Origin of the sequence: Sulfitobacter sp. CW3 (assembly GCF_019392245.1) — a bacterium.
GTDB lineage: Bacteria > Pseudomonadota > Alphaproteobacteria > Rhodobacterales > Rhodobacteraceae > Sulfitobacter.
Genome location: NZ_JAHXRL010000016.1, coordinates 1 through 20,353, shown reverse-complemented (window position 1 = coordinate 20,353; position 20,353 = coordinate 1). Strand labels below are relative to the sequence as shown.

The window sequence follows — 20,353 nt, the reverse complement described above, 5'->3', positions numbered from 1 at the left end:
CCAGGCCGTTGCGGCTCTGGTCACACTGGAAGCCTCCAAGCGTCAGCGGGGCTATTGGGTGGAGCCTCAGCAGCTCGCGATGTTTGATCTGACCGGTTGAATTCACGCGGCCACATCTCAACCGTTCAGCTGGATTTACAACAGCGTTGCCAGTATGTTCTACTTTAGATTAACAACATTGAGAGGCAAAGTATGAGCGGTGAAAACGATAGCAGCAGCAGAGAAACGAAGCCTGCGCCAACCATGGTAACAAGGCCGCACAGCAGTGAGAACGTTTCGATAAACTCGCAACAGCCCATGGCAAGTGCGCCAGTCGCGCCGCCACCGCCAAAGCCAAAGAGGTAGGCGAAGTGGCTAAGACCCCTAAACCTCCGCCAAAGCCCCCCGTCAAACTGCCCCCGCGAAAGGCAACGGTCGGGGTTAAGGTCCAAGGATCACAGCAGCCCATTGCTGCTGCACCTGGGACACCACCACCGCCCAAACCAAAAAGGTGAAACACATGGCTAGAGAGCCCGCGCCCCCGCCTTCACCACGTCCGTCAAGCATTCCGCGCTCGATCCCCGAAACGAATACGCGGCCTAGCCCGAGCGCACCCGTCGCGCCGCCACCCCCGAAGAGGTAAATAAGTGCTATCATCCGATAATCAGACGCCGGTATCAGTCAGCGGACGGGTCTTCATCCCCGACAACGCTAGACCCCTTCCCAGTGCCCCGTCCTCGTCGCCACCGCCGAAGAAGTGAGGGGGCGTGCCTAATGCGCACTTCTGAGATTTCTCCGGCAGGAATTATCGTTATTTCCGGCCCCCAGTCACCATGCTCGGGATCAACTTTTTCCCACTCACCGGATTCTTTGTCTCGGTAGTCAGTAACATAGAGTGCGATAGAGCCATCTTGCCCGAGTATCATTGGGCCGAAGGGCGCTTTCTTGAAGTCGTCAAGACGCTCGCATTGCAGTGTCGTCCCGTCTTTTTTTACAACAGTGATCTGCGACGGCCCGGAGTCTTCTCGATTGATAACAGTTTCCCATGCGGCGGTATTTCTGTCTGACGACGATATTCCTGCGCCACGCAGAATTTCTGGAAGGCTGTTGACGCTCACTCGACGCCAGATGGCGGCGACAACGAGTGCCGCCACTATGCCCCCAACACTGGCAGCATATCCGGCCCACAGGGGCAGTGCGACAGCATCGCTGGATGTGGGACCCCACGCCAGGTAGATAGCCAGTAGAAGAGCAGATGCAGCTTGAGATATGAAGGCAAAGACGAGAGCAATTGCTAACGTGTCCAATGTTTGGTGCGTGCTATCGCGGCCCGTGTACGCTAGGCGATAAGAAAGATACCCGGCAACCAATATTGCCAGGGTTTGATAGGGTAGCTGTAAGAGCCTTTCGATAGCTTCCATTCCGATAGTCAGAGCACTGTTTCACCGCGCCTGCAACATGGCTGGGCGCAGCCATGTTGCAGGCTATGAACCTTGACAGCCCAGCAACGCCGCCCGCATGTCCTAAGGACATGCGGGCGGCGTTGCTGCTTGTAAGCTGAAAAATCTCACTACCAAGCCAAGCTGAAAAGTATAGTAATTATACCTTTTTCACCTTATGTTGCGCTCATGAAGTTCGAGTATGACCCCGACAAGAGCGCCGCGAACCGCGAAAAGCACGGTATCGACTTTGATGAGGCTCAGGCTCTCTGGGATGATCCTTATCTGATCGAGGCCCCCGCCAACGTCACGGATGAGCCACGCTTTCTGGCGGTTGGCATGATCGGGGCCAGACACTGGACGGCTGTCTACACACACCGGAGCGACCGGGTGCGGATCATCTCCGTGCGCCGCGCTCGCAAGCAGGAGATTGACCACTATGAAGGCGACTGAATTCGACGAACGCTTCGACGCGGGTGAAGACATGTCCGCCCATGTCGATTGGACAAAGGCGCGCCGCCTCAATGTCGAGGCAAAGCGGGTGAACGTGGATTTCCCGACCTGGGTCGTCGCCGGTCTGGACCGGCAGGCTCAGAAGCTCGGCATCACCCGTCAGGCGCTGATCAAGATGTGGATCGCAGAACGCCTCGAATGAGGGCCGTTGCGACCAGGCACGAATAAAGCCAAGGCTTGTCGCCATCCGGAAAAAAACAGCATCGTAAAGCCGACCGATGGCGGCAAGAAAGACCGATAGTTCATGAATTTGTTCAACCGCAAGACCCTGAAGCGCCACATCAAAGCCGATCCAATCCCGTCAGACCGTTTGGCTGCGCTGGAAGCCTGGACAGAGTTGATCAGCTCGGGCCGGATTGAACGCCTGAAGGAAACCGCCCTGCATGGGCAGTTCGCCTCCAAGATTGTTGAAGGTGTTCTCGGCTACCACGGCCCGGCTGGTGGCGCAGATTACAACGTCTCAACCGAACAAAATATTCTGCGCGGCAGCGTCGATCTGGCGCTTGGCCGCTTTGGCGGCAAGACGCCTGACATCGTGGCACCGTTCGAGCTGAAGGGCGCGGATACCCGCGACCTCGACGCAATCATGCCGGGCAGGAACAAGAGCCCCGTTCAACAGGCGTGGGAATACGCCATGAACGCGCGCGGCGTGAAATGGGTGCTGGTCTCGAACATGATCGAGCTGCGCTTCTACGGCTTCGGGGAAGGCACCTCGGCCTATGAGGAATTTCGCCTCGACCAGCTGACAGACCCGGAAGAATACGCGCGCTTCATGCTGCTCCTGTCAGCGGAAAACCTGCTGTCTGGCCGCACGGCTGATCTGCTGAAAGAAAGCCGCCGCGAAGACAAAGACATCACCGACAGCCTGTATCAGGATTACAAGGACCTGCGCCTCAAGCTCCTGAGTGCTGTCCAGAAGGCCGATGCCGCGATTGCGCCTCTCGATGCGATCGCCCTCGCGCAGAAGGTCCTCGATCGAGTGCTGTTCATCGCCTTTGCCGAAGACACCGGCCTGCTGCCAGACAACACGCTGGAAAACGCCTTCGTCGCGCGCGACCCTTACAACCCTCGCCCCGTCTGGGACAATTTCAAGGGCCTGTTCCGCGCCATCGACGAGGGCAACAACGAGCTGAAAATCCCGAGATACAACGGGGGTCTGTTCCGCGAAGACGCGGTTATCAACGGGCTGACCATACCCGATGACATCTGCGAGGGGTTCAAGACTCTGGGCGGGTATGACTTCGCCTCCGAAGTCTCCGTCACGGTCCTCGGCCATATCTTCGAACAGTCCATCGCGGACGTGGAACGCCTGCAAGCGATCGCGCGCGGTGAAGAGGAAGAGCCTGAGAAAACCACCGGCACAAGCGGACGGCGCAAGCGTGACGGGGTGGTTTATACCCCTGATTACATCGCGCGCTTCATCGTGGCCGAAACCCTGGGAACGCATCTGCGGGAAATCTTCGAAGACACCTTGCGCGCTCACGCCAAGAAGGGCGCGGACGTCACCGACTACGAAAACATCCCCTGGCGAAAAAAATCGGCCGAGCTGGAAGCCTGGCAAGCCTATCGCGATCGCCTGAAATCCTTGCGCATTGTTGATCCCGCCTGTGGCTCCGGTGTGTTCCTGATCATGGCCTTCGATTTCATGAAGGCCGAACTGACCCGCGTGAACGACAAGATCAAAGACCTGCTGCCCAAGGCCGAACATTTTGGCGATCTGCTCGACTATGTCCCCGACAGCGAAATTCTGACCGATAACCTTTTCGGCGTGGACGTGAACGAGGAAAGCATCGAGATCACCAAGCTGTCGCTCTGGATCAAGACCGCCCGGCGCGGCAAGGTTCTCGACAGCCTGTCGGGCAGCATCCGCGTCGGCGACAGCCTGATCGAGGACAGCAACTTTGCCTATCTCGATCACGCCTTCACCTGGGAAACCGCCTTCCCCGGCGTCTTTGCCGAAGGGGGCTTCGACGTGGTCCTGGGCAACCCGCCCTATGTGCGGATGGAATTTCTGAAGCTGCTGAAACCCTATCTGGAAAAGCGCTATGAGGTAGTTTCCGATCGGGCCGATCTCTACTGCTATTTCTACGAGCGTGGCCTGCGCCTGCTGAAACCGGGCGGGCGCTTGGGCTATATTTCCTCGAACACCTTCTTCAAGACCGGATCAGGCAAGCCCCTGCGCGAATATCTACTGAAGGAAGCCACCATAGAAAGCGTGGTCGATTTTGGCGACCTGCAAGTCTTCGAGGGGGTGACCACCTATCCGGCCATCCTGACCATGAAACGAGGTGCCGCGCCCAAGGGGCATGAGCTGCGCTTCTGGAAGGTGGATGCTCTGCCGGAAAACAACTTCCTCGCCACTTGGGAAGCCGCTGCCGGCCCGTATCCACAAACGGCCCTGGGGGCCGGGTCATGGGAACTGGAAAACCCCGCCCTGCGCGCCCTGCGGGACAAGATCAAAAAGGGCAGGAAGACCCTGAAAAGCGTATATGGCGCACCATGCCGGGGGATTGTTACAGGGTTGAACGGAGCCTTTGTGATCGACAACGTTACCAAAGAACGCCTCTGTGCCCAGGACCCAAAGTCTGCCGATTTGCTGAAGCCCTTCTTCGAAGGCAAAGACCTGAAACGCTGGCGTGCCGAACCGCGCGGCCTGTGGCTGATCTACATTCCTAAGAACCGGATCGACATTGACGATTATCCCGCCATCCGGGAATGGCTGCTGCCCTTCAGGGACAAACTGGAAAAGCGCGCCACGAAACAGGAATGGTTCGAGCTCCAACAGGCGCAGGAGGCCTATGCTCCGCACTTTGCAGCGCCGAAGATCAGCTATCCGCACTTCAACGCCGAGCGAAATTTTTCATTCGAACCCCAAGGGGCTTTCTCGAACGACAAGTCCTATCTGATCCCGTCCGATGACCAGGCTTTGCTGGCGCTCCTAAACAGTCAGGTGCTCTGGTTCATGTTATCATCTATGAGCCCGCCAGTGCGGGGCGGTTACCATGAGCTGCGGGTGCAATACGTTGAAAAGCTGCCAATCCCGAAATGGGATGACACAAGGCGCGCGCAGCTCGCCACTGAAAGCAAGCGCGCCAGTAGTGCCGCGCATAAACGTCTGGCCCTGCAAACGGCCCTGACGCGCCGGATTCCCGATCTCTGCCCGCCTGAACGTGAACCCAAGCTGACAACCCGGCTTCAGGAATGGTGGACCCTGCCCGACTTCGCCACTTTCCGCGCCGAGGTGAAGAAGGTGTTCAAGGCCGACATCCCCCTGACCGATCGCTCCGACTGGGAAGACTGGATCAACCGCGACCGCGCCGAGATCGCCCGCCTGACCGCCGAAATCGCCCAGGCTGAAGCCCAGATCGACAGCATCGTCTATGACCTGTTCGACCTGACCGAAGACGAAATCGCCCTGCTAGAAAGCGCGGTTTGACGTGACAGATCAGAAAATTAAACCCGCCATCCTAAATTTGTATCTGGACGATTCCGGCACACGTCACCCAAGCCGGAAGCCTGGGAAGAAGCCTGCGCATGGCTATGACTGGTTTGCCCTTGGCGGTGTCCTGGTCCGTGAAGAGGACGAAGAGGAAGCTCGCCGTCTGCACGCAGCCTTTGTTGAAAAATGGGGTGTCACCGCCCCTTTGCACTCGTCTGAAATCCGGTCCCAGAATGAAGGTTTCCTATGGCTTCGGGGCAAGTCGAAAGACGAACAAGGCGCGTTCTATGAAGACCTCTACGGTCTCATGCGCGATGCGCCGGTGATCGGTATTGCCTGTGTCATTGATCGTCCAGGCTATAACGCCCGGTATGCGGCTCAATACCTCGAAAACCGCTGGATGCTGTGCAAGACGGCTTTCTCTGTCGTTGTCGAGCGGGCTGCAAAGTTTGCAATCGGCCAGGGCCAGCGGCTTCGTGTGATGCCGGAGAAGTGCAACAAGACGGAAGACGCTGCTTTGAAGGCGTATTACGCCGAGTTACGAACTGATGGCCTGCCCTTCGATACCAAGAATTCCGGAAAGTATGCACCGCTCACCACGGAACAGCTCAAGACCACGCTTTACGATCTACGGTTCAAGGCCAAATCATCGCCCATGGCCCAGCTTGCAGACCTCTACCTTTGGCCCGTTTGTATGGGTGGCTACAACGCTGGAAACAGGCCATATCGCCGCCTTCGGGATGATGGGAAACTGATCGAATGCATTCTGGACGATGCTGATCACGCGACTCTGGCAACAAAATACAGCTGCTTTGAAGGCGTTGATCGGAAAGCATAAACCCCGCCACAAGGGGCGGGGTATGGCGACCGCACAGGCGATCTCGTAGGCTAAGCCTGCTACGGCATATAACGTGTTTCAGTTAAGAAACCAATAATTTTTCGCATAACGTAACTTTTCTTGATCACGTGCTGTTCCCAATCCCGCGCAAACGATCGTTCGCTGGTATCCCCCGTTCATCACCAAGCAACCCCCTTATGCGCGCATAGCCGCTCTGTACGCCGCTTTCAGCGGCTGCCACGTGGACGGCCCCAGGTTTCGGCTACTGTCAGCTCGTCTACCCTGAATATGCCCCCCATCTTCTGACCTGATGCCCCAAAGCCGTGCGAAATGTGGATCGAGCGTCTTTACCATGTAGAGCTTGGCACCCTCATCGTTGGTAATGCTTCGAATGTCCAAAGCGCCAATGGGAAGAGTGGAAAACCCGAATTGCTGGCGAAGACGGCGATCAAGGGCCACAGCAAACCGCGCGGAGTTTTCGGGGCGGACATGAAGCGTCCAATGTGTATGCGGCTTTCCCGAGGAATTCTCGTGGACGTGACTGTAAGTTGGAGTCCCATTGGCAGGCAGATTGGGTTTTCCGTTACGGATAGTGCCTCGATTTGACCAAGGTTGAAACCATCGTGCTTTCAAGAAGCGAAAATCCTTTTCAATTGTTTCGGCGGTGCTGCCGAGTTGCCAAAATCGGATTGTGACTAATGTATTGAACGGTCGCCCGTGGGTTCGTGCCGTCCTCGGGCCATGCAATATGGTGGTTCCTGCTTTTCGTCCAATTTGCCCCATCAGTTGTCCCTTATATTGTGGGTGTCAGGCGCACATATACGATTGATTGTGCACGCGCCTCTGTCACATGATATAATCACATGCAGAATATGAAAAGCTTTGTTCACTAATCGTTCTTCTTCGACACTAGCGCGGCGTCTAGCACTTTAGGTCAATAGGATTTCCGCTTTCGGGCATTTCATGCCCATCAGCGCGAAGCGCCGGGCCTGTCGGCGGGTGGCCTTCAGGTTGCCCGCCGACAGGTCACCCTGAAACCGCCACCACCTGGATCACACCAGAACGCAAAAGGCCCCCGCCTGCTGACGGGGGCCTCGATCATCGCGACGGTGCGTGCTGTTACTCGGCGGCCATCCGGTCGGCCTGCGCGGTGCGGGCCATGATATAATCAACAGCCTTCTGCGCCTCGGACGCGGCGCGGAAGATCGCGCGGTTGTCTTCCTTCATCGCCTCAAGCCATCCTTCGACATAGGCCGCGCTCTGGTCGAATTCAGGCTCCACCCCGATCTGCGCGCAAAGCATGCAATTTCCGATTTCCGCGACCAACTCCTCAAACGCATAGGCCTTGCGATCATTGAACCGGCCCAAACGGTCCAGCCGCTTTGTCGCGCCTGTCCAGTGGGTCAGCTCATGCGCCAAGGTGCCGTAATATCCTGCGGCCCTGTGAAAGGTTGCGATCAGCGGCATGTGGATGCGGTCCGTCTTGATATTGTAATAGGCGCGCGGCTTCTCGGTCACGTCGATCTGCGCACCGGTCGCGGCAAAAAATGCCTCCAGCTCGGGGTCGGCCACGGTGCCAAGGTCTCGGGGCGGATCGGGCAGGATGTAGAATTCAGCGGGTAAGCCCTCGATCTGATCGGCATTGAACACGCGGTAGGCCTTGGCATAGGGGATCTGGCGTTCCTCGCCGTTCTCGTCCTCGCGCTCGACGGTGCCGTATTTCACGACCGTGGCGGATTTCTCGCCCTTGCGGACATGGCCCCCCAGTTGCTTGGCCTGATTGAACGTCATCCAGCGGGCTGAACTGTAGTCCTTGGCCATCGCCGTGGCCCAAAGCATCAGGATGTTAATGCCCCGATAGGCTTCGCCGTTGAACCGTTCCGGCAAGCTAACCGATGCCCCGCTGCCGGTCCAAGGCTTGCGCCAGGGCGGCGTTCCCGTCTCGATCTGCGCGATGATCTGATTGGTGACATGGGTGTAAACGTCAAACTTTTCTGCGGTCATTTGTGACCCTCCTTTGAGTGACGCGGTCCGGGCCTCTTCCCCTTTCCGCCAATGGGCGGGCCTTCCTGTTCTGTTGTTTGGAATGCCCATGCATTCCGAAGGGCAGAGCAGGTAAGGGCAAAGCCCGTCCTGCGGCCTGGCGGGGCCGTGACAACCGGGTGGAGGGCGTGAATTTGGGAGGGAACCGCGCGCCTGCGCGTGGGAGGAACCGGAATTCTCGACCGGAACCGACGCCCTCGGGCGGCGCTTGCCGGTTTTCTCGGACCTGCCAGGATGGCAGGCGGATCAATAAGATTTGGAAACTGTCAGGGATGGGGTGAGCGGGCGTCAGCCCGTCGATCCCCTGCCCTGTCTATCGCTCAAAGCGAGACCGGCACACTGCCGGGATCACACAATTTCTAGGGCTGTTTATCATTGGGGTTCATCAACTTATCCAACAAACTCAATGCATGTGTACTGATACCCCCGCCCGGAATAATCGAAGTACTGGCTCTCCTTCGCGCTTCGAAACTCATTCCAAGCAAAGCCGGAATCCTGCGGCAATGTGCAGGATTCACCATTGAGGTGGGCTGTAAGAGCGTGGGAGGCTTTGGGTAGTTCATCTCCAAAGCAAAACGCTGATATGTACGGAGCTGATTTGCTTTTGCTGCCCCAAACAACCATTCCATCGCGCGACACGATAAATGCAACGGGCTTGCTGGACAGCCCGACAAACCGCAAAGCACTCGCCTGGAGTGAGCACTCGAAACGGTTTCCTATCTCGCATAGAGAATCCGTATTCCAGCCAATCCCGCTAAACTCATCTCTGAGAAGGTTGGCAGGCATAAGTAGCCACGACGCAAACACGTTGGCCTCGGTTTCTATCTTATCCCTGAAATCGTTCAGGGTATCATCGCTGTCTTCGAAACGATCCCGCAAGCCCCGATGGCACATGAAGTGTCCCAACTCATGGGCATATGTGAACCGTTGACGCCGCTTGTTCTCGATTTCCGAGTTCAGCAAAATCGTCCACTTGTCGGTGTTCTTTGTTTTAACAAGACACCCTTCGAAGGAGTCATAGCTGCCTATCTTGGTTTTCAGTTCGCCACCAAAATCGCTGTTCTGAAGTGCGCCATCAATGAGCTTTGAAATATCCAGTGGGTAAGTGTTTGGGCCGTGGCCCTGCCAGAGCCTTGTAAGACGGTTGGCCTCTTTCATCGGAGGGCTGCTAATCTTCGTCGTCAAAACCTGAAACTATCCTCTCAATCGTGCGCTTGTCATTCTCAGACAGCTTATGGAATTTTCTAAAAAAGGCATCCTCGATTTGTCGGTCAGAAGGCTCGTCTTGCGTATCGTCCAGGAAGAACTCTGGCGAGGCCCCAAAATGATTTGCGATCTTTAGCAGCAACTCAGCGGACGGCTTGGCATTCTTCTTGTTTTCGAGCTGCCAGACATACGCCTTTGATGACCCTAGGACCGTCGCCAGCTCCTCCTGCGTCATGTTCTTGGATGTTCGGATTTTTCTGAGCTTTTCGCCAAATTTTTCTGACATGCAAGATTCTCTCTGTTCGCGGGTTGACAGAAGTATAGCGATCACTATATCTGACCTCAAGTGTAGCACTAGCTATACTTATGTAAACCAAAATGGAGAACGAAAAGATGGCTGACAGAAAAGTTACCGCGTCGGGAAAAGACAAGGACGGCGACATCACCAAGCTTTGCAAATCAGGCGAGGCATGGTCCCCACGGATGAAGGCTGACGCGATCCGCGATATCGAAAACGGCACGCATACCTACTACGTCCAGCAGGCTGGCACGTCTCGTGTCGACATCACCGTGGTGAACGGAACGACCGGCAAATACCTTCGTTCGACCGCCGATAAGTCGTCGAGCAACAACTTGGACAATCTCCCTGATTGCTAAGCCTATGACCCTACAACATCAGGGCTCGCAGATAGCATCTACCTCTGCGGGTCCGTTTCAACCTGGCATCCTTGAATGTCATAAAAAGAAGGATATTACCTCATGCCACAGGATCATCAGATCACCTGCATTATCCCAGACGGCGCGGACTCTGACCGGCGTATTGACAGCATCGGCGGAGCCACTGGTTCAAAGAGTGGTGGTCCTTGGTGCATTAAGCTCGATGTTGCCATCAAAGGTATCGAAGACGGCACTTGGCGCTTCTGGACCAGCGTAAATGGCAACTCGGTCTGGGTCATCATCGCTACGCGGAATGGAAAGAAATACCTGAAAACCGAAGCGGATGGTGCCGAACCGAATAACCTCCTTAGTCTGCCGCGCTGCAAATAGGCCTTGGGGTGCGCAACACCCAAGTGCCTAGCCTATCTCAACCCTAACCGGCTCAGGACACCACGCCTGCTTTCCTGGCCCTCCAAAAGCCGTTTCTCGAATTCGACATTCGACGGCAGGCTTACCAGGGTCAGACGCCACAACGTCTTGTCGTGCGGCCAGCTCGGCGGACGCCAGTCCTGACGTTCCACCCCGACTATCTCCATGCAGTCTGGAAAGTGCAGCCACGGAACCTGCTCGCCACTGGGAGAGTTGCCAACCTGCTCCTGTGGGGCATCGAGGAACGTGAACCCATCTGCCTCCGTCCCGTCCAAAAAGAGGAACCGTGCGGTTTCTTCCTCGCTCGGGCAAAGCCCGCTCACGGCAACCCAGTCACCGCAGGTCGGGGCCTTCACGGCGTCCAGAACAACGCGCCATTTCTTCATCTTGGCCACCTCTCTGCAAACGTCTTTCACCGTTCTCTGTCTCTGTCGCGATCGCGGCCCTGCCCGCGCTCGGACGCATTATCACGCCCGCGCCCGAGAATGTCATCCCGCCGCCCCTGGTCACGACCCTCGCCGTCGCGAGCGGCAATGTCCCGTTCTACCGCCGCTGCATCCCGCTCCTGTCCGATATCGCGCACACGCCCAAGGATGGCGTCCCGACGATCTCGGTCTGGATCGTCAGGCGCAACCCTCTCCCGCCCGACATCCGGTGCTTGAACCTCGGGTCGATCAACATCGCGCCCCAATACCGCCGCCCGACGCGCATCCATGTCGCCCCGATCGGCACCAGTCTGCGGCCTCTCAACCTCGCCCATAACCCTCTCCTTGATCCGTGACATCGCCGCCTCGGCGCGGCCCCAAAGCTGATCCAGCCGCTCGCGCGCGGTGGCAATGAAGGCGCGCCCCCGCTCCATCAGCTCAAGCCGCAATTCCAACTGCCGCCAGCCCAGCTCCTGGCGCTGTGCATTGCGCGCCTGAGCCGCGCGGAAAGCCTCGCCGCGCTCTGTGACGATCCCGCGCTTTTCCTGAGCATTGGCCGATGGGCCGATTTTTGGCTCGGGCTCGCGACTGAGCTCAACCACTTTTTTCTCGTGTTCCAGTGCAAGCTCTTCCTGCCCGCCCCCGCGCGCCCGCTCGACCTGTTGCTCGGCCTCGACGCGCTGAACATCAAGGGACCGGTGGTCGATCCGCTCCGACCGCCCTGCCTGCTCAAGAGCTGTGTTCGCATCCCGCGCCCAGGCTTCGCGCCAGCCCATCAGCAGGTCCGGCGCATTCCAGCTGCGATCCTTCTTCCCGAACCCCTCGCCGGTCAGCTCGCGCATGGTCAGCATGACGTGTGCATGGGGCTGACCTTGGCCATCACGGGCCTTGCCCTCGTGAACGGCTACATCCGCGATCATACCGCGATCGACAAACTCGCGCTGGACGAACCCGCGCAACAACTCCAACCTCTCGCCCCGATCGAGCTCACGCGGCAGCGCCACTTCGATCTCACGGGCAAGTTGGGCATCGCGCCGTTTTTCAACCGCCTCTACCGCATTCCAAAGCTGGTCGCGATCGCGCATCCAGTCGGGCGCATTCTCGGGGGCCATGATCTCGGAATGCACGACCCCGCCTTTGCGAGAATAGTCATGCTCCAACCCTTGCCGGTCATCCCGCAGCCGCCCAGCCGTCCGGTAGGCGGCGGCTGCGACCGATGACCGGCCCCCTGCCCGGCTGATCACTTTCGCACTGAGGTGATAGATAGCCACGGATCGAGCGCCTCTCTTCAAAACAGGGTCCAGCGCCTGGTTGCGCTGGTCGGGAGCGCGAGGGTGAAACCCTCGTTCAGGTGGCATCGCCGCCTTGGGGGGAAGCCGTCCGGCGCGGGGGTTTACCCCCATGAGGACGCGCACGTTGTCGAAGACAATGTATAAGCGCGCATTTAAATCTTTTCAACCTATCAATCCGCCACTACATTCGCCCCAATTATGCCCGAGGTTGCCCCATGTCCCAAAGCCGCCATCCTGACGCCCGGATCAAAGAACTGGCCGCCAAGAAAGCCCAGCTCGACGCCCAGATTGCAGCGCTCGATTCCCGGCGGCGTCTCTCTCAGAAAAAAGACGAAGACCGCATCAAATGGCTTCTGGGCACTTTGGTCTTCGACCGTTTGAGCGCCGAACCTGCTCTTCAGAGCATCGTGCGGCGCGACCTGCCAGACCGCCTCACCCAGCGGGATCGCGACCGGGGGCTCTGGCAGATTCTGTTTCCTGACGCGCAAGAGGACCGGTCATGAGTTTTGTTCTGGAAGCCCGCCACTGGGTGATCATGATCGGTGCTGTGATCCTGGCCGCCGTCGCCCTGATCCTCGCTCCGCAAGCGGTCGCGATCTACCCGGTGACCACCTATGCCTTCCCAATCATCGCCGTGGCCACCATCCTCGATACCCTCGGGACCACCGCTGAGCGCCACAGGACACCCCTGAAGCTCCTCGCATGGGTCTGCCTGTGCGTGGCCGCCCTCACTGCCCTGACACCCCTCAGAGGGCCGCTCAGCGACATACTGGCGACTGTCCAGGCATGGACGGGCGCTGGCTGGCCCCTCCCCCGTGCCATTTGGGAAGGACTCAAGGGGCTGGCGCGGTATTCTGATCCGCAGAAACAGGCCATGGCGATCTCCTTCGCACTCGGGGCCTTCGGATTGGCTGTCGCTGTCAGCACCCCGCTGGTGGCGATCTTCAATCCGCGCATTGGCCGCAACCGCAAATCGCGCACTGGCCCGTGGCAAGCGGGATGGATGGACCCGCGCGACATTGCCCAGCTTGTGCGCAACAAGGCCGGCTTGCCCCTCGCCCTGCACAAGGGCAAGCTCCTGCGCTACGTCAAAAACGATGCGAAGGGATGGCGCGGCGGGCATCACCTCGTTGTCTCCGGCACACGCGGCGGCAAGGGCGTCAGCGCCGTGATCCCGGCGATCCTCGACCACCAGGGGCCGGTCGTCGTCCTGGACATCAAGGGCGAAAATTTCGCCGTCACGCGCCGCCACCGCGAAGAGCTCGGGCGTAAGGTGGCCGTCCTCAACCCTTTCGGCCTCGTCGAGGATGGACAGGATCAGTTCAACCCGCTCGACTACATCCGGCCCCACGAGCTGGCGCGCGACGTGGCCCTGGTTGCGGACGGCTTGGTCAAACCGGAACAAGGCGACGGGGCACATTTTTCGGAAATGGCCCGCCAGCTGGTCGCGGCGGCGATCGAAGTGATCGTGACCCAGGAAGAACCCAACCGGCGCAATCTGATCGCCGTCGCCGATCTGCTTCTGTCAGCAAACCTCGACGGCACGCTTGAGGCCTGGGCCGAAAACGCCGACCTTGTCGGCCACCGCCCTGCCCAGACTGCCGCCACGATCCTGCGCGCAGGTGACAGAGAACGAGGGTCGATTCAAACAGCGGTCTCGAAAGCTTTTGAGTGGATGCAGTCCGACAACATGCGCCACTTCCTGGCCGGGTCCAGCTTCCGCATGGATGATCTTCTCGATGATCGGGTCGATCTCTTCATCGCGGTGCCGCTCGACCAGGTGGACAAGCAAGCGATCTTCATGCGCCTGTTCATCAACCTTGTCCTGGGCACGGTCGTACGTCAGGACGGGCGGCGCAAGGTCAAGGCTCCGATCCTGTTGGTTCTCGACGAATTCGTGCGGATGGGCCGCATGGAGCAGATCATGAACATCGCCAACGTCGCCGCAGGGGCCGGTGTCGAAGCCCTCTTCGTCACCCAGGACACGGGTCAGGTCGAAAAGGCCTATGGGCCAAACGATGCCCGCTCGATCTTCGGCTCCTGTATCACCAAGCGCGTCTTCAACCTCAACGACATCGAAACTGCCGAATGGGCTGCCCGCCACCTCGGGGAAAGCACTGTCTATTCTCAGCAAATTCGAGAGGGCAAGGCCTCGAACGAGGGCCGGGACTTTTCCTACTCGGAGCAGCGACAGAAGCTCATGACGGCTGAGCAGATCACGGGCATGAAGGCGGATGATCTGCTGCTGTTGGTAGGCAACCGGAACCCGCTCAAGGCGAAGCAAAATGTGTATTTCAAGAGCAAGGCCTACCGTGGAAGATTCGATCAAAACCCCTTGAACTGAGGCACGTTTCGCTGCTTTTCGGGCGCATTCTTAGTTGCGAGCACTTCTCCATGTGTTCAGGTTCGGAAAGCTACTGCTGAAATGAGGGGAAATTTTGTAGTGTTAAATATGTGTTATATAATGTGTTACGCTGTGGATAAGTGTTCGTAGGACTATGAATTAATTAGGCTTTTAGAAGTGGCCTGTGTGTAGAGTCACGATAAAGCGTGTGTAAAGACACGAAGGAACGTGTGTAAAGACACGAAAGGGCTGTGCCTGTGTGTGAAATCACGAAAGGGCTTGACCGTGTGTGTGAAATCACGAAACATAGGTCATGGTGTGTGAAATCACGAAAGACGGCGACCGCTCTCCCTTGCTGCCTGATCGGCAGGAACAAGGCGACTTTTTTGTATGCGATATCTTTGATGCCGCACCCAAGGGCGACATGGCTTCGATGGCGCATCCGATTTTCTCGCTTTCTACAAAACCAGATCACCGAGTGCGGCGATACGAAGATGGGACGGGGCGAAACTATCTCGAAGTGAAACCTTCGTCCGATGGTCTGGCAACGATCCACGATCGCGATGTGCTGATCTACTGCATCAGTCAAATTATGGCAGCTATCAACAAAGGTCAGAAGGTTTCAAAAATCGTTCGCCTGAAGGCGTTCGACCTTCTGAAAGCAACGAACCGACCATCGGATGGGCGTGGATATAGCGGCCTTCGAAGCGCCCTCGCCCGGCTGCAAGGGACACAGATTGAGACGAACATCGTGACCGGCGATGTCGAGCAATTGGATATTTTTAGCATCATCGACCGCGCTCGTATCGTACGTGAAACCCGTGATGGTCGGATGCAGGAAATCGAAGTGCAACTCTCTGATTGGGTGTTCAACGCGATCCAAGCGCATGAAGTTTTGACCCTTCACCGGAACTATTTCCGGCTGCGTAAGCCATTAGAGCGGCGCATCTATGAGATCGCCCGCAAGCACTGTGGCTCGAAGAAAGAGTGGAAAATCAGTCTTTCTGCTTTGCAAGACAAGTGCGGATCGGCTTCGACCTCTCGCGAGTTTAAGCGGCTGGTCGGCAACATTGTCGCTCAAGATGAGGCGTACAATCACATGCCGGACTATTCAGTCCGGTTAGACGAAAACATGGTCGTATTTGTAAACCGTCACGCGGAAAAGCCGCAAGCTCTGGCGGCTCCATCCGGGGCGATCCGTTTGAGCCCTGACGTTTATCAGGAAGCCCGTAAGGTTGCGCCGGGATGGGATATCTACACGCTAGAGCAAGAATGGCGCGAATGGATGGCCGACGGTGGTCTCGATGCACCGGCCAACCCGGACAGGGCATTCTTAGGGTTCTGCCGGAAAATCTTTGAGAAACGCGGCAACCCTTAGCCGCTTCTACCCTTCTGTTCTTCAAGCAACAACTCCAAGCCCTGCCAAAGGGTAAGATCGCGCGTTGAACAAAAAGCCCGGAAATCATCCACTACGCGCTTCGGGCCAGGTATCGAAACTTTGTCCTGCGGCTCTTTGCGTTTGGGGCCAGGTTTAAGGCGCGTCGTTGGCTCCCTGTTGACGAAGCCAAGATCGGCACCGGCCCTAACGGCCTCGCTCAATGAGCCGCCATCGACCTTTGGCCGAGGCTTGGGCGCTGGTGTTGTCTTGGGCAGGTCGATCCCACCTGAGAAGCCGTATTTCCCGCTCATGTCACTTGCTCCTTGGTAAGGGTTGCAATGACGGTTTGTGCGTAGTCGCGGGCATTCTCGATGGCTCCGGTCACCTGCTTCATGGCCTTGTCGGATACAGACGCGGTTTTGCCCTGCATTTCTTGCGTCACGATGTCAGGCAGCTCTGACAAGAGCACACCGTCCCGGAATATGCGGGTGTAAGGCGCGCGCTTGGCGATCCGAACGGGTAGCGTCGGGATGTTGTTGAGCTCCATTTCTTGCCGCACGTCGCGCTCATCCGTGGTCTGGAACGCGGCGTTGGTGCGAGTGAACAAGAGGGCGTAGTTGATTTGCGCGCGGATCATGTTTGCTGTGGTTTGCACCAAGCGAACCGCTTGCGCGGCTTGCCGGGCTTCCATGGGCGAGCCATCGAGCGGGATGATGCACAAATCGGTCCGCGATAGCGCGAAAGTGACGATCTGATCCTTCGACCCTTCAAGGTCGATAATGAGATAGTCAGCCTCGTCGGATAGGCTGTCGATGAGCTCGACCGTCTCTTCGGCCTGCGGTCGCGCATGAACTGTGAAAGGAACGTCTCTGCCTTCGGCTTCGCGCGTCTGGGCCCATGCAAGGATGTTGGCGTTTGGGTCCAGATCGAGAATCGCAACGCGACCGCCAGAAATAGCGATCTGTTCAGCCAAGAGCATGGCGGACGTAGTTTTCCCCGAGCCGCCTTTCGGGTTTGCGAAGGTGATTACATACATGGCGGTAGATTGCCTGCGTTTAACTCTAACGTCAACTATGTCGTTAACATTAATTATAAAGTTAACTTTAACGACATAGTTAGAGTTAACTTCGAGAATACTTTGAGACGTTCGACCTCGTCACATCTAGGTCGTTCAACCCTACGGGTTTTCAGTAATGGAACCGCAGTTGCGCAATCTCTAGGCTTTGGCCATCGCCAGCTCCACTGACCCGGTAGACCATTCGATCTTCCTGAGAAATCCGCCGGGACCACCAGCCAGTCAAATCACCCTTCAAAGGTTCCGGCTTGCCGGTTCCCTTGAAGGGGGTCCGCTTGCACTGCTTGATCAGCTCGTTGATCCGGTCGCGTACCTTGTCGTTGGTGTTGACCCAGTATTGATAGTCTTCCCAGGCCTGATCGGAAAAAACCAGCTTCACTCGGTCAGCTCACGCTCTTCGCCAGTTCCAGCATCGAGTTGCGCGATCGACGCGCGCAAGCGGGATGCGTTTTTCGGTGTGGACAAGAGGTGCAACGTCTCGTTGACGGCGTTCCAAGTGTCCAAGGACACGACCACAACGGACTCGCCCTTCTTGCGCGTCACGACAACTTCCTGCTTGTCGTGGATCGCTCGATCCATGACGCCCTTCAGTTGAGCTCGTGCGTCTGAGTAGGTCATAACATCCATCGCGACTCTCCTTGTTGTCGCAACCTTATATGTACAACATTAAGTACAAGTAAAGAGGTCGCGCCAAACAAAGGTTCACATTGATGCGAAGCTCACGCTTCCATGCGCGCTTTTGGTTAAAAGCTCGCATGAGGGTGAGAGCGGACGTTCATGGAGAGCGCAGCGAAATCCCGGTTCGAGCCCAGACTCACCGATGCTGCGGGGCGCGCGAATGTCGGCTTTCGTCCGGCGCGTCGCACCATGATGGAGTTAGTCAGCTTCCACCAAGTCACTCCGGGCATCGCGGATGATCATCCACGACGAATGCAGGAAAAGCCCCGCGATCGCGAACGCGACGATCAGGTCGGGCCATGCACTGCCAAGCCACGCGACCAGCCCGGCGGCGATGACCACGGCGAGGTTGCCGATGGCGTCGTTGCGAGAGAACAGCCAGACGGCTCGCATATTGGCATCACCCTTGCGGTGCTTTAGCAGCGGCAGCACCGCGAGGATGTTTACGATCAGCGCACCTACCGCGAAGGCTCCCATCAACCCGGCTTCTGGCGTGGTCTGGTTGAGGACACGCCAGAGCGTGCTGCCGACAACGCCAAGGCCCAGAAGGCCCAGAAACACGCCTTGGATCATCGCCGACCGCGCCCGCCATGTCAGGCTCCAGCCGATGGCGAGCAGGCCCAGAAACGTGATCGCACCATCGCCCAGAAAATCGAGCGCGTCTGCCTTCAGCGCCTGCGAACCGGACAGGAACCCGCCGAACATTTCGACCACGCCGTATCCGAGATTGAGCGCGACCACGATCCAGAGCGCGCGGCGATAGCTCGGGTCCTTGTAGGCCGGATCGGACGATGTATCGCCGTCCTCGATCTTCTCGAAACCGTAGCCGGTCGCGTCGAGCGCGGGCCGCACTTTCGGCAGATCGCCGTCCGCGATCCGCAATGTCATGATGTGGGTGGCGGCGGACACTTTCACGTCGCCTTCGGCCACGCCCGCAGACCGGGCCGCGCGCTCGATCTCGGCGGCATCTTTCGCGCAGTCCATGCCTTGCACCCGCATTCGGATCGGGGAGGAGGCTGTCGCCAACTTGCTGTTATCGGGCTGGCTCATGTGCGATCCTTTTTGTGGTGGCGGGCGAAAAGGTACGCTGCTAACGTATCAGTGGATAATGATATGACAGCGCAAAACATTCAAGACGATCTTTCGGCACCCGATACACTGGAACTGCGGGCAAAGCTCTTCCGGGGCCTAAGCGATCCCAGCCGTCTGACGATCCTCGATGCGCTGGTGTCGGACGAACGCAACGTGCAGGAAATCGTCGGGCATACGGGTTTGGGTCAGCCCAACGTCTCGAACCATCTGCGCTGTCTGCTGGAATGCGGGCTGGTCAGTCGCCGCAGCAAAGGCCGCTTCGTTCGGTATCGTCTGGCGGACAGGCGGGTCGCCGATCTCATCCGTGATGCAGATCAGCTACTTGCCTCGACAGCCAACGGAGTTGATGCCTGCCAAAGCTATACGGACTAACCGGCGCGACCTGCTGCAATGTCCTATCGGTGCGCCAAACCTGAAGCAGCCATCTGCGCATCCGCAGCGAATGCACCCTTTGTCCTGCACACCGGCCTTTGGTGCCTCACGCAGCGAACGTCGGCTTTCGCCTCATGCGAGCTTTATTCCAAAAGCTCGCATAAGTGCCAAAGCTGAAAGCCCAACAAAACATGGGGAAAGTGCAGCATCGCGCAACATCTTACTTCTATCATGCAAGGTTTATAGGTATTATAGTGCTATAACCTCGCAAGGATTTGCCCGTGAAAGCTGCTACCGAGACCGCTTGGAATAAAGGCCGCGTGGTCGGTAAAAAACCTCCGCTGATGCCCGACCAGGTATCCCTGATCCGGATGATCCTGCGCCAGGAAAAAGCCTTACGTGATCTGGCGCTGTTCAACACCGCCCTCGATACCAGTTTCCGGGGATCTGACCTGGTACGCCTGCGGGTCTCGGATGTGGCCACCCTGGCAGGGGTGCGCGAAATCGTCGAAATCCGACAAAAGAAAACCGAGACGCGCAATGCGCGTCCGGTCCAGGCGCGCCTGTCCTCCGGGACGCGCGACAGTCTGAGGGCTTATCTTGCCGACTCTGAAAAGCCGCTGCACGGCTGGCTGTTCACGGGGCAGGGGGCACGGTGGGCCGACACCCACCTCAGCGAAAGCCAGCTTTGGCGGCTGTTCCGCTCCTGGCTGGAAAAGGCCCGCCTCGATCCCAGCCTCTACGGCTTGCATTCGCTGCGCCGGACCTTCCCCACCTACATCTACCAGCAGACCGGCAACCTGCGCGCCGCCCAGCTCCTGCTCGGCCATGCCAGCATTGAAAGCACCAAGGAATACATCGGTACCGAACAGGCTGAAGCGCTGGAAATTGCGCGCAAGTATCACCTGTGACGGCCATGCAGACTTATCTTGAGAAACGCCAGCCTGCGCAGAAAATGGCTCGGTTCTACAGGATGGCAGTGATGCCGAACCTGTTCGGCGAATGGACGCTGTACCGCGAATGGGGCCGCATAGGGCAGGGCGGTCAGGTGCGGATGGATTGGTTCGAGGACGAGAACCAGGCCGTTGCGGCTCTGGTCACACTGGAAGCCTCCAAGCGTCAGCGGGGCTATTGGGTGGAGCCTCAGCAGCTCG

General features: G+C 57.9%; 24 protein-coding genes. 12 read left to right on the top strand and 12 right to left on the bottom strand.

What is annotated here, in order from left to right; genetic code table 11:
• Positions 1 to 420: 420 nt before the first annotated feature.
• Positions 421 to 636, bottom strand: coding sequence for a hypothetical protein (locus tag KZZ06_RS19935; RefSeq protein WP_133343691.1), 216 nt, complete (start codon positions 634 to 636; stop codon positions 421 to 423).
• Between the two features lie 20 nt (positions 637 to 656).
• Positions 657 to 1,400 carry a hypothetical protein gene (locus KZZ06_RS19930; RefSeq protein WP_038068556.1) on the bottom strand — a complete coding sequence of 248 codons (744 nt, stop codon included), beginning with the start codon at positions 1,398 to 1,400 and terminating at the stop codon, positions 657 to 659.
• 207 nt (positions 1,401 to 1,607) lie between these two features.
• On the opposite strand from KZZ06_RS19930, the gene KZZ06_RS19925 reads away from it, so the two are divergent.
• From KZZ06_RS19925 to KZZ06_RS19910, 4 genes are all read left to right on the top strand, one after another.
• Entirely contained in the window at positions 1,608 to 1,871 is a 264-nt protein-coding gene (locus KZZ06_RS19925) for a BrnT family toxin (protein ID WP_076535676.1), read from the top strand.
• Positions 1,858 to 2,073, top strand: coding sequence for a CopG family transcriptional regulator (locus KZZ06_RS19920; RefSeq protein WP_066009074.1), 216 nt, complete (start codon positions 1,858 to 1,860; stop codon positions 2,071 to 2,073). The genes KZZ06_RS19925 and KZZ06_RS19920 overlap by 14 nt, the downstream gene beginning before the upstream one ends.
• Before the next feature lie 102 nt (positions 2,074 to 2,175).
• Positions 2,176 to 5,367, top strand: coding sequence for an N-6 DNA methylase (locus tag KZZ06_RS19915; RefSeq protein WP_133343692.1), 3,192 nt, complete (start codon positions 2,176 to 2,178; stop codon positions 5,365 to 5,367).
• Between the two features lies 1 nt (position 5,368).
• Entirely contained in the window at positions 5,369 to 6,208 is an 840-nt protein-coding gene (locus KZZ06_RS19910; RefSeq protein ID WP_133343693.1) for a DUF3800 domain-containing protein, read from the top strand.
• Positions 6,209 to 7,327: 1,119 nt separating this feature from the next.
• Here KZZ06_RS19910 and KZZ06_RS19905 read toward each other — a convergent pair.
• From KZZ06_RS19905 to KZZ06_RS19895, 3 genes are all read right to left on the bottom strand, one after another.
• Entirely contained in the window at positions 7,328 to 8,212 is an 885-nt protein-coding gene (locus KZZ06_RS19905; RefSeq protein ID WP_133343698.1) for an ArdC family protein, read from the bottom strand.
• Positions 8,213 to 8,641: 429 nt separating this feature from the next.
• Entirely contained in the window at positions 8,642 to 9,409 is a 768-nt protein-coding gene (locus KZZ06_RS19900) for an ImmA/IrrE family metallo-endopeptidase (RefSeq protein ID WP_037275352.1), read from the bottom strand.
• A 10-nt stretch (positions 9,410 to 9,419) separates the two neighbouring features.
• Positions 9,420 to 9,743, bottom strand: coding sequence for a helix-turn-helix domain-containing protein (locus KZZ06_RS19895; protein WP_037275354.1), 324 nt, complete (start codon positions 9,741 to 9,743; stop codon positions 9,420 to 9,422).
• 107 nt (positions 9,744 to 9,850) lie between these two features.
• Here KZZ06_RS19895 and KZZ06_RS19890 point away from each other — a divergent pair, with 107 nt between their 5' ends.
• A complete protein-coding gene (locus KZZ06_RS19890) occupies positions 9,851 to 10,114 on the top strand; it encodes a DUF3892 domain-containing protein (protein ID WP_037275364.1) in 264 nt (87 codons plus the stop codon).
• Between the two features lie 102 nt (positions 10,115 to 10,216).
• Entirely contained in the window at positions 10,217 to 10,504 is a 288-nt protein-coding gene (locus KZZ06_RS19885; RefSeq protein WP_037275356.1) for a DUF3892 domain-containing protein, read from the top strand.
• A gap of 32 nt (positions 10,505 to 10,536) precedes the next feature.
• Here KZZ06_RS19885 and KZZ06_RS19880 read toward each other — a convergent pair whose 3' ends face one another.
• Both KZZ06_RS19880 and mobQ read right to left on the bottom strand, forming a co-directional pair.
• On the bottom strand, positions 10,537 to 10,929 hold the full coding sequence (locus tag KZZ06_RS19880) for a hypothetical protein (protein WP_037275358.1): 393 nt from the start codon (positions 10,927 to 10,929) through the stop codon (positions 10,537 to 10,539).
• 26 nt (positions 10,930 to 10,955) lie between these two features.
• Entirely contained in the window at positions 10,956 to 12,239 is a 1,284-nt protein-coding gene (gene mobQ, locus KZZ06_RS19875; protein WP_133343699.1) for a MobQ family relaxase, read from the bottom strand.
• 236 nt (positions 12,240 to 12,475) lie between these two features.
• On the opposite strand from mobQ, the gene KZZ06_RS19870 reads away from it, so the two are divergent.
• The 3 genes from KZZ06_RS19870 to KZZ06_RS19860 all read left to right on the top strand — a co-directional run bounded on the left by KZZ06_RS19870 (position 12,476) and on the right by KZZ06_RS19860 (position 15,982).
• The gene (locus KZZ06_RS19870) at positions 12,476 to 12,763 is read left to right on the top strand and encodes a hypothetical protein (protein WP_037275332.1); all 288 of its coding nucleotides are present in this window, start codon (positions 12,476 to 12,478) and stop codon (positions 12,761 to 12,763) included.
• Positions 12,760 to 14,604, top strand: a complete 1,845-nt coding sequence (locus KZZ06_RS19865) for a type IV secretory system conjugative DNA transfer family protein (RefSeq protein WP_219581743.1) — start codon at positions 12,760 to 12,762, stop codon at positions 14,602 to 14,604. Before KZZ06_RS19870 ends, KZZ06_RS19865 begins: the two co-directional genes overlap by 4 nt.
• Positions 14,605 to 14,917: 313 nt before the next feature.
• Entirely contained in the window at positions 14,918 to 15,982 is a 1,065-nt protein-coding gene (locus tag KZZ06_RS19860; protein WP_074637844.1) for a replication initiator protein A, read from the top strand.
• Here KZZ06_RS19860 and KZZ06_RS19855 read toward each other — a convergent pair.
• From KZZ06_RS19855 to KZZ06_RS19835, 5 genes are all read right to left on the bottom strand, one after another.
• On the bottom strand, positions 15,979 to 16,293 hold the full coding sequence (locus KZZ06_RS19855) for a hypothetical protein (protein WP_074637846.1): 315 nt from the start codon (positions 16,291 to 16,293) through the stop codon (positions 15,979 to 15,981). The genes KZZ06_RS19860 and KZZ06_RS19855 overlap by 4 nt on opposite strands.
• A complete protein-coding gene (locus tag KZZ06_RS19850; RefSeq protein WP_037275336.1) occupies positions 16,290 to 17,018 on the bottom strand; it encodes a ParA family protein in 729 nt (242 codons plus the stop codon). The genes KZZ06_RS19855 and KZZ06_RS19850 overlap by 4 nt, the downstream gene beginning before the upstream one ends.
• A gap of 151 nt (positions 17,019 to 17,169) precedes the next feature.
• Positions 17,170 to 17,436, bottom strand: coding sequence for a Txe/YoeB family addiction module toxin (locus tag KZZ06_RS19845; protein WP_036743748.1), 267 nt, complete (start codon positions 17,434 to 17,436; stop codon positions 17,170 to 17,172).
• On the bottom strand, positions 17,433 to 17,684 hold the full coding sequence (locus KZZ06_RS19840; RefSeq protein ID WP_036743750.1) for a type II toxin-antitoxin system Phd/YefM family antitoxin: 252 nt from the start codon (positions 17,682 to 17,684) through the stop codon (positions 17,433 to 17,435). The genes KZZ06_RS19845 and KZZ06_RS19840 overlap by 4 nt, the downstream gene beginning before the upstream one ends.
• A gap of 249 nt (positions 17,685 to 17,933) precedes the next feature.
• A complete protein-coding gene (locus tag KZZ06_RS19835) occupies positions 17,934 to 18,785 on the bottom strand; it encodes a cation diffusion facilitator family transporter (protein WP_007803328.1) in 852 nt (283 codons plus the stop codon).
• 63 nt (positions 18,786 to 18,848) lie between these two features.
• Here KZZ06_RS19835 and KZZ06_RS19830 point away from each other — a divergent pair, with 63 nt between their 5' ends.
• The 3 genes from KZZ06_RS19830 to KZZ06_RS19820 form a co-directional block, all read left to right on the top strand.
• On the top strand, positions 18,849 to 19,199 hold the full coding sequence (locus tag KZZ06_RS19830) for a helix-turn-helix transcriptional regulator (protein WP_007803330.1): 351 nt from the start codon (positions 18,849 to 18,851) through the stop codon (positions 19,197 to 19,199).
• A 281-nt stretch (positions 19,200 to 19,480) separates the two neighbouring features.
• Positions 19,481 to 20,110 (top strand): tyrosine-type recombinase/integrase, encoded by a 630-nt coding sequence (locus KZZ06_RS19825; protein ID WP_243721999.1) that lies wholly within the window; start codon positions 19,481 to 19,483, stop codon positions 20,108 to 20,110.
• A 5-nt stretch (positions 20,111 to 20,115) separates the two neighbouring features.
• Positions 20,116 to 20,353 (top strand): WGR domain-containing protein (locus KZZ06_RS19820; protein ID WP_219581742.1); only part of this gene is annotated, 238 nt, incomplete at its 3' end.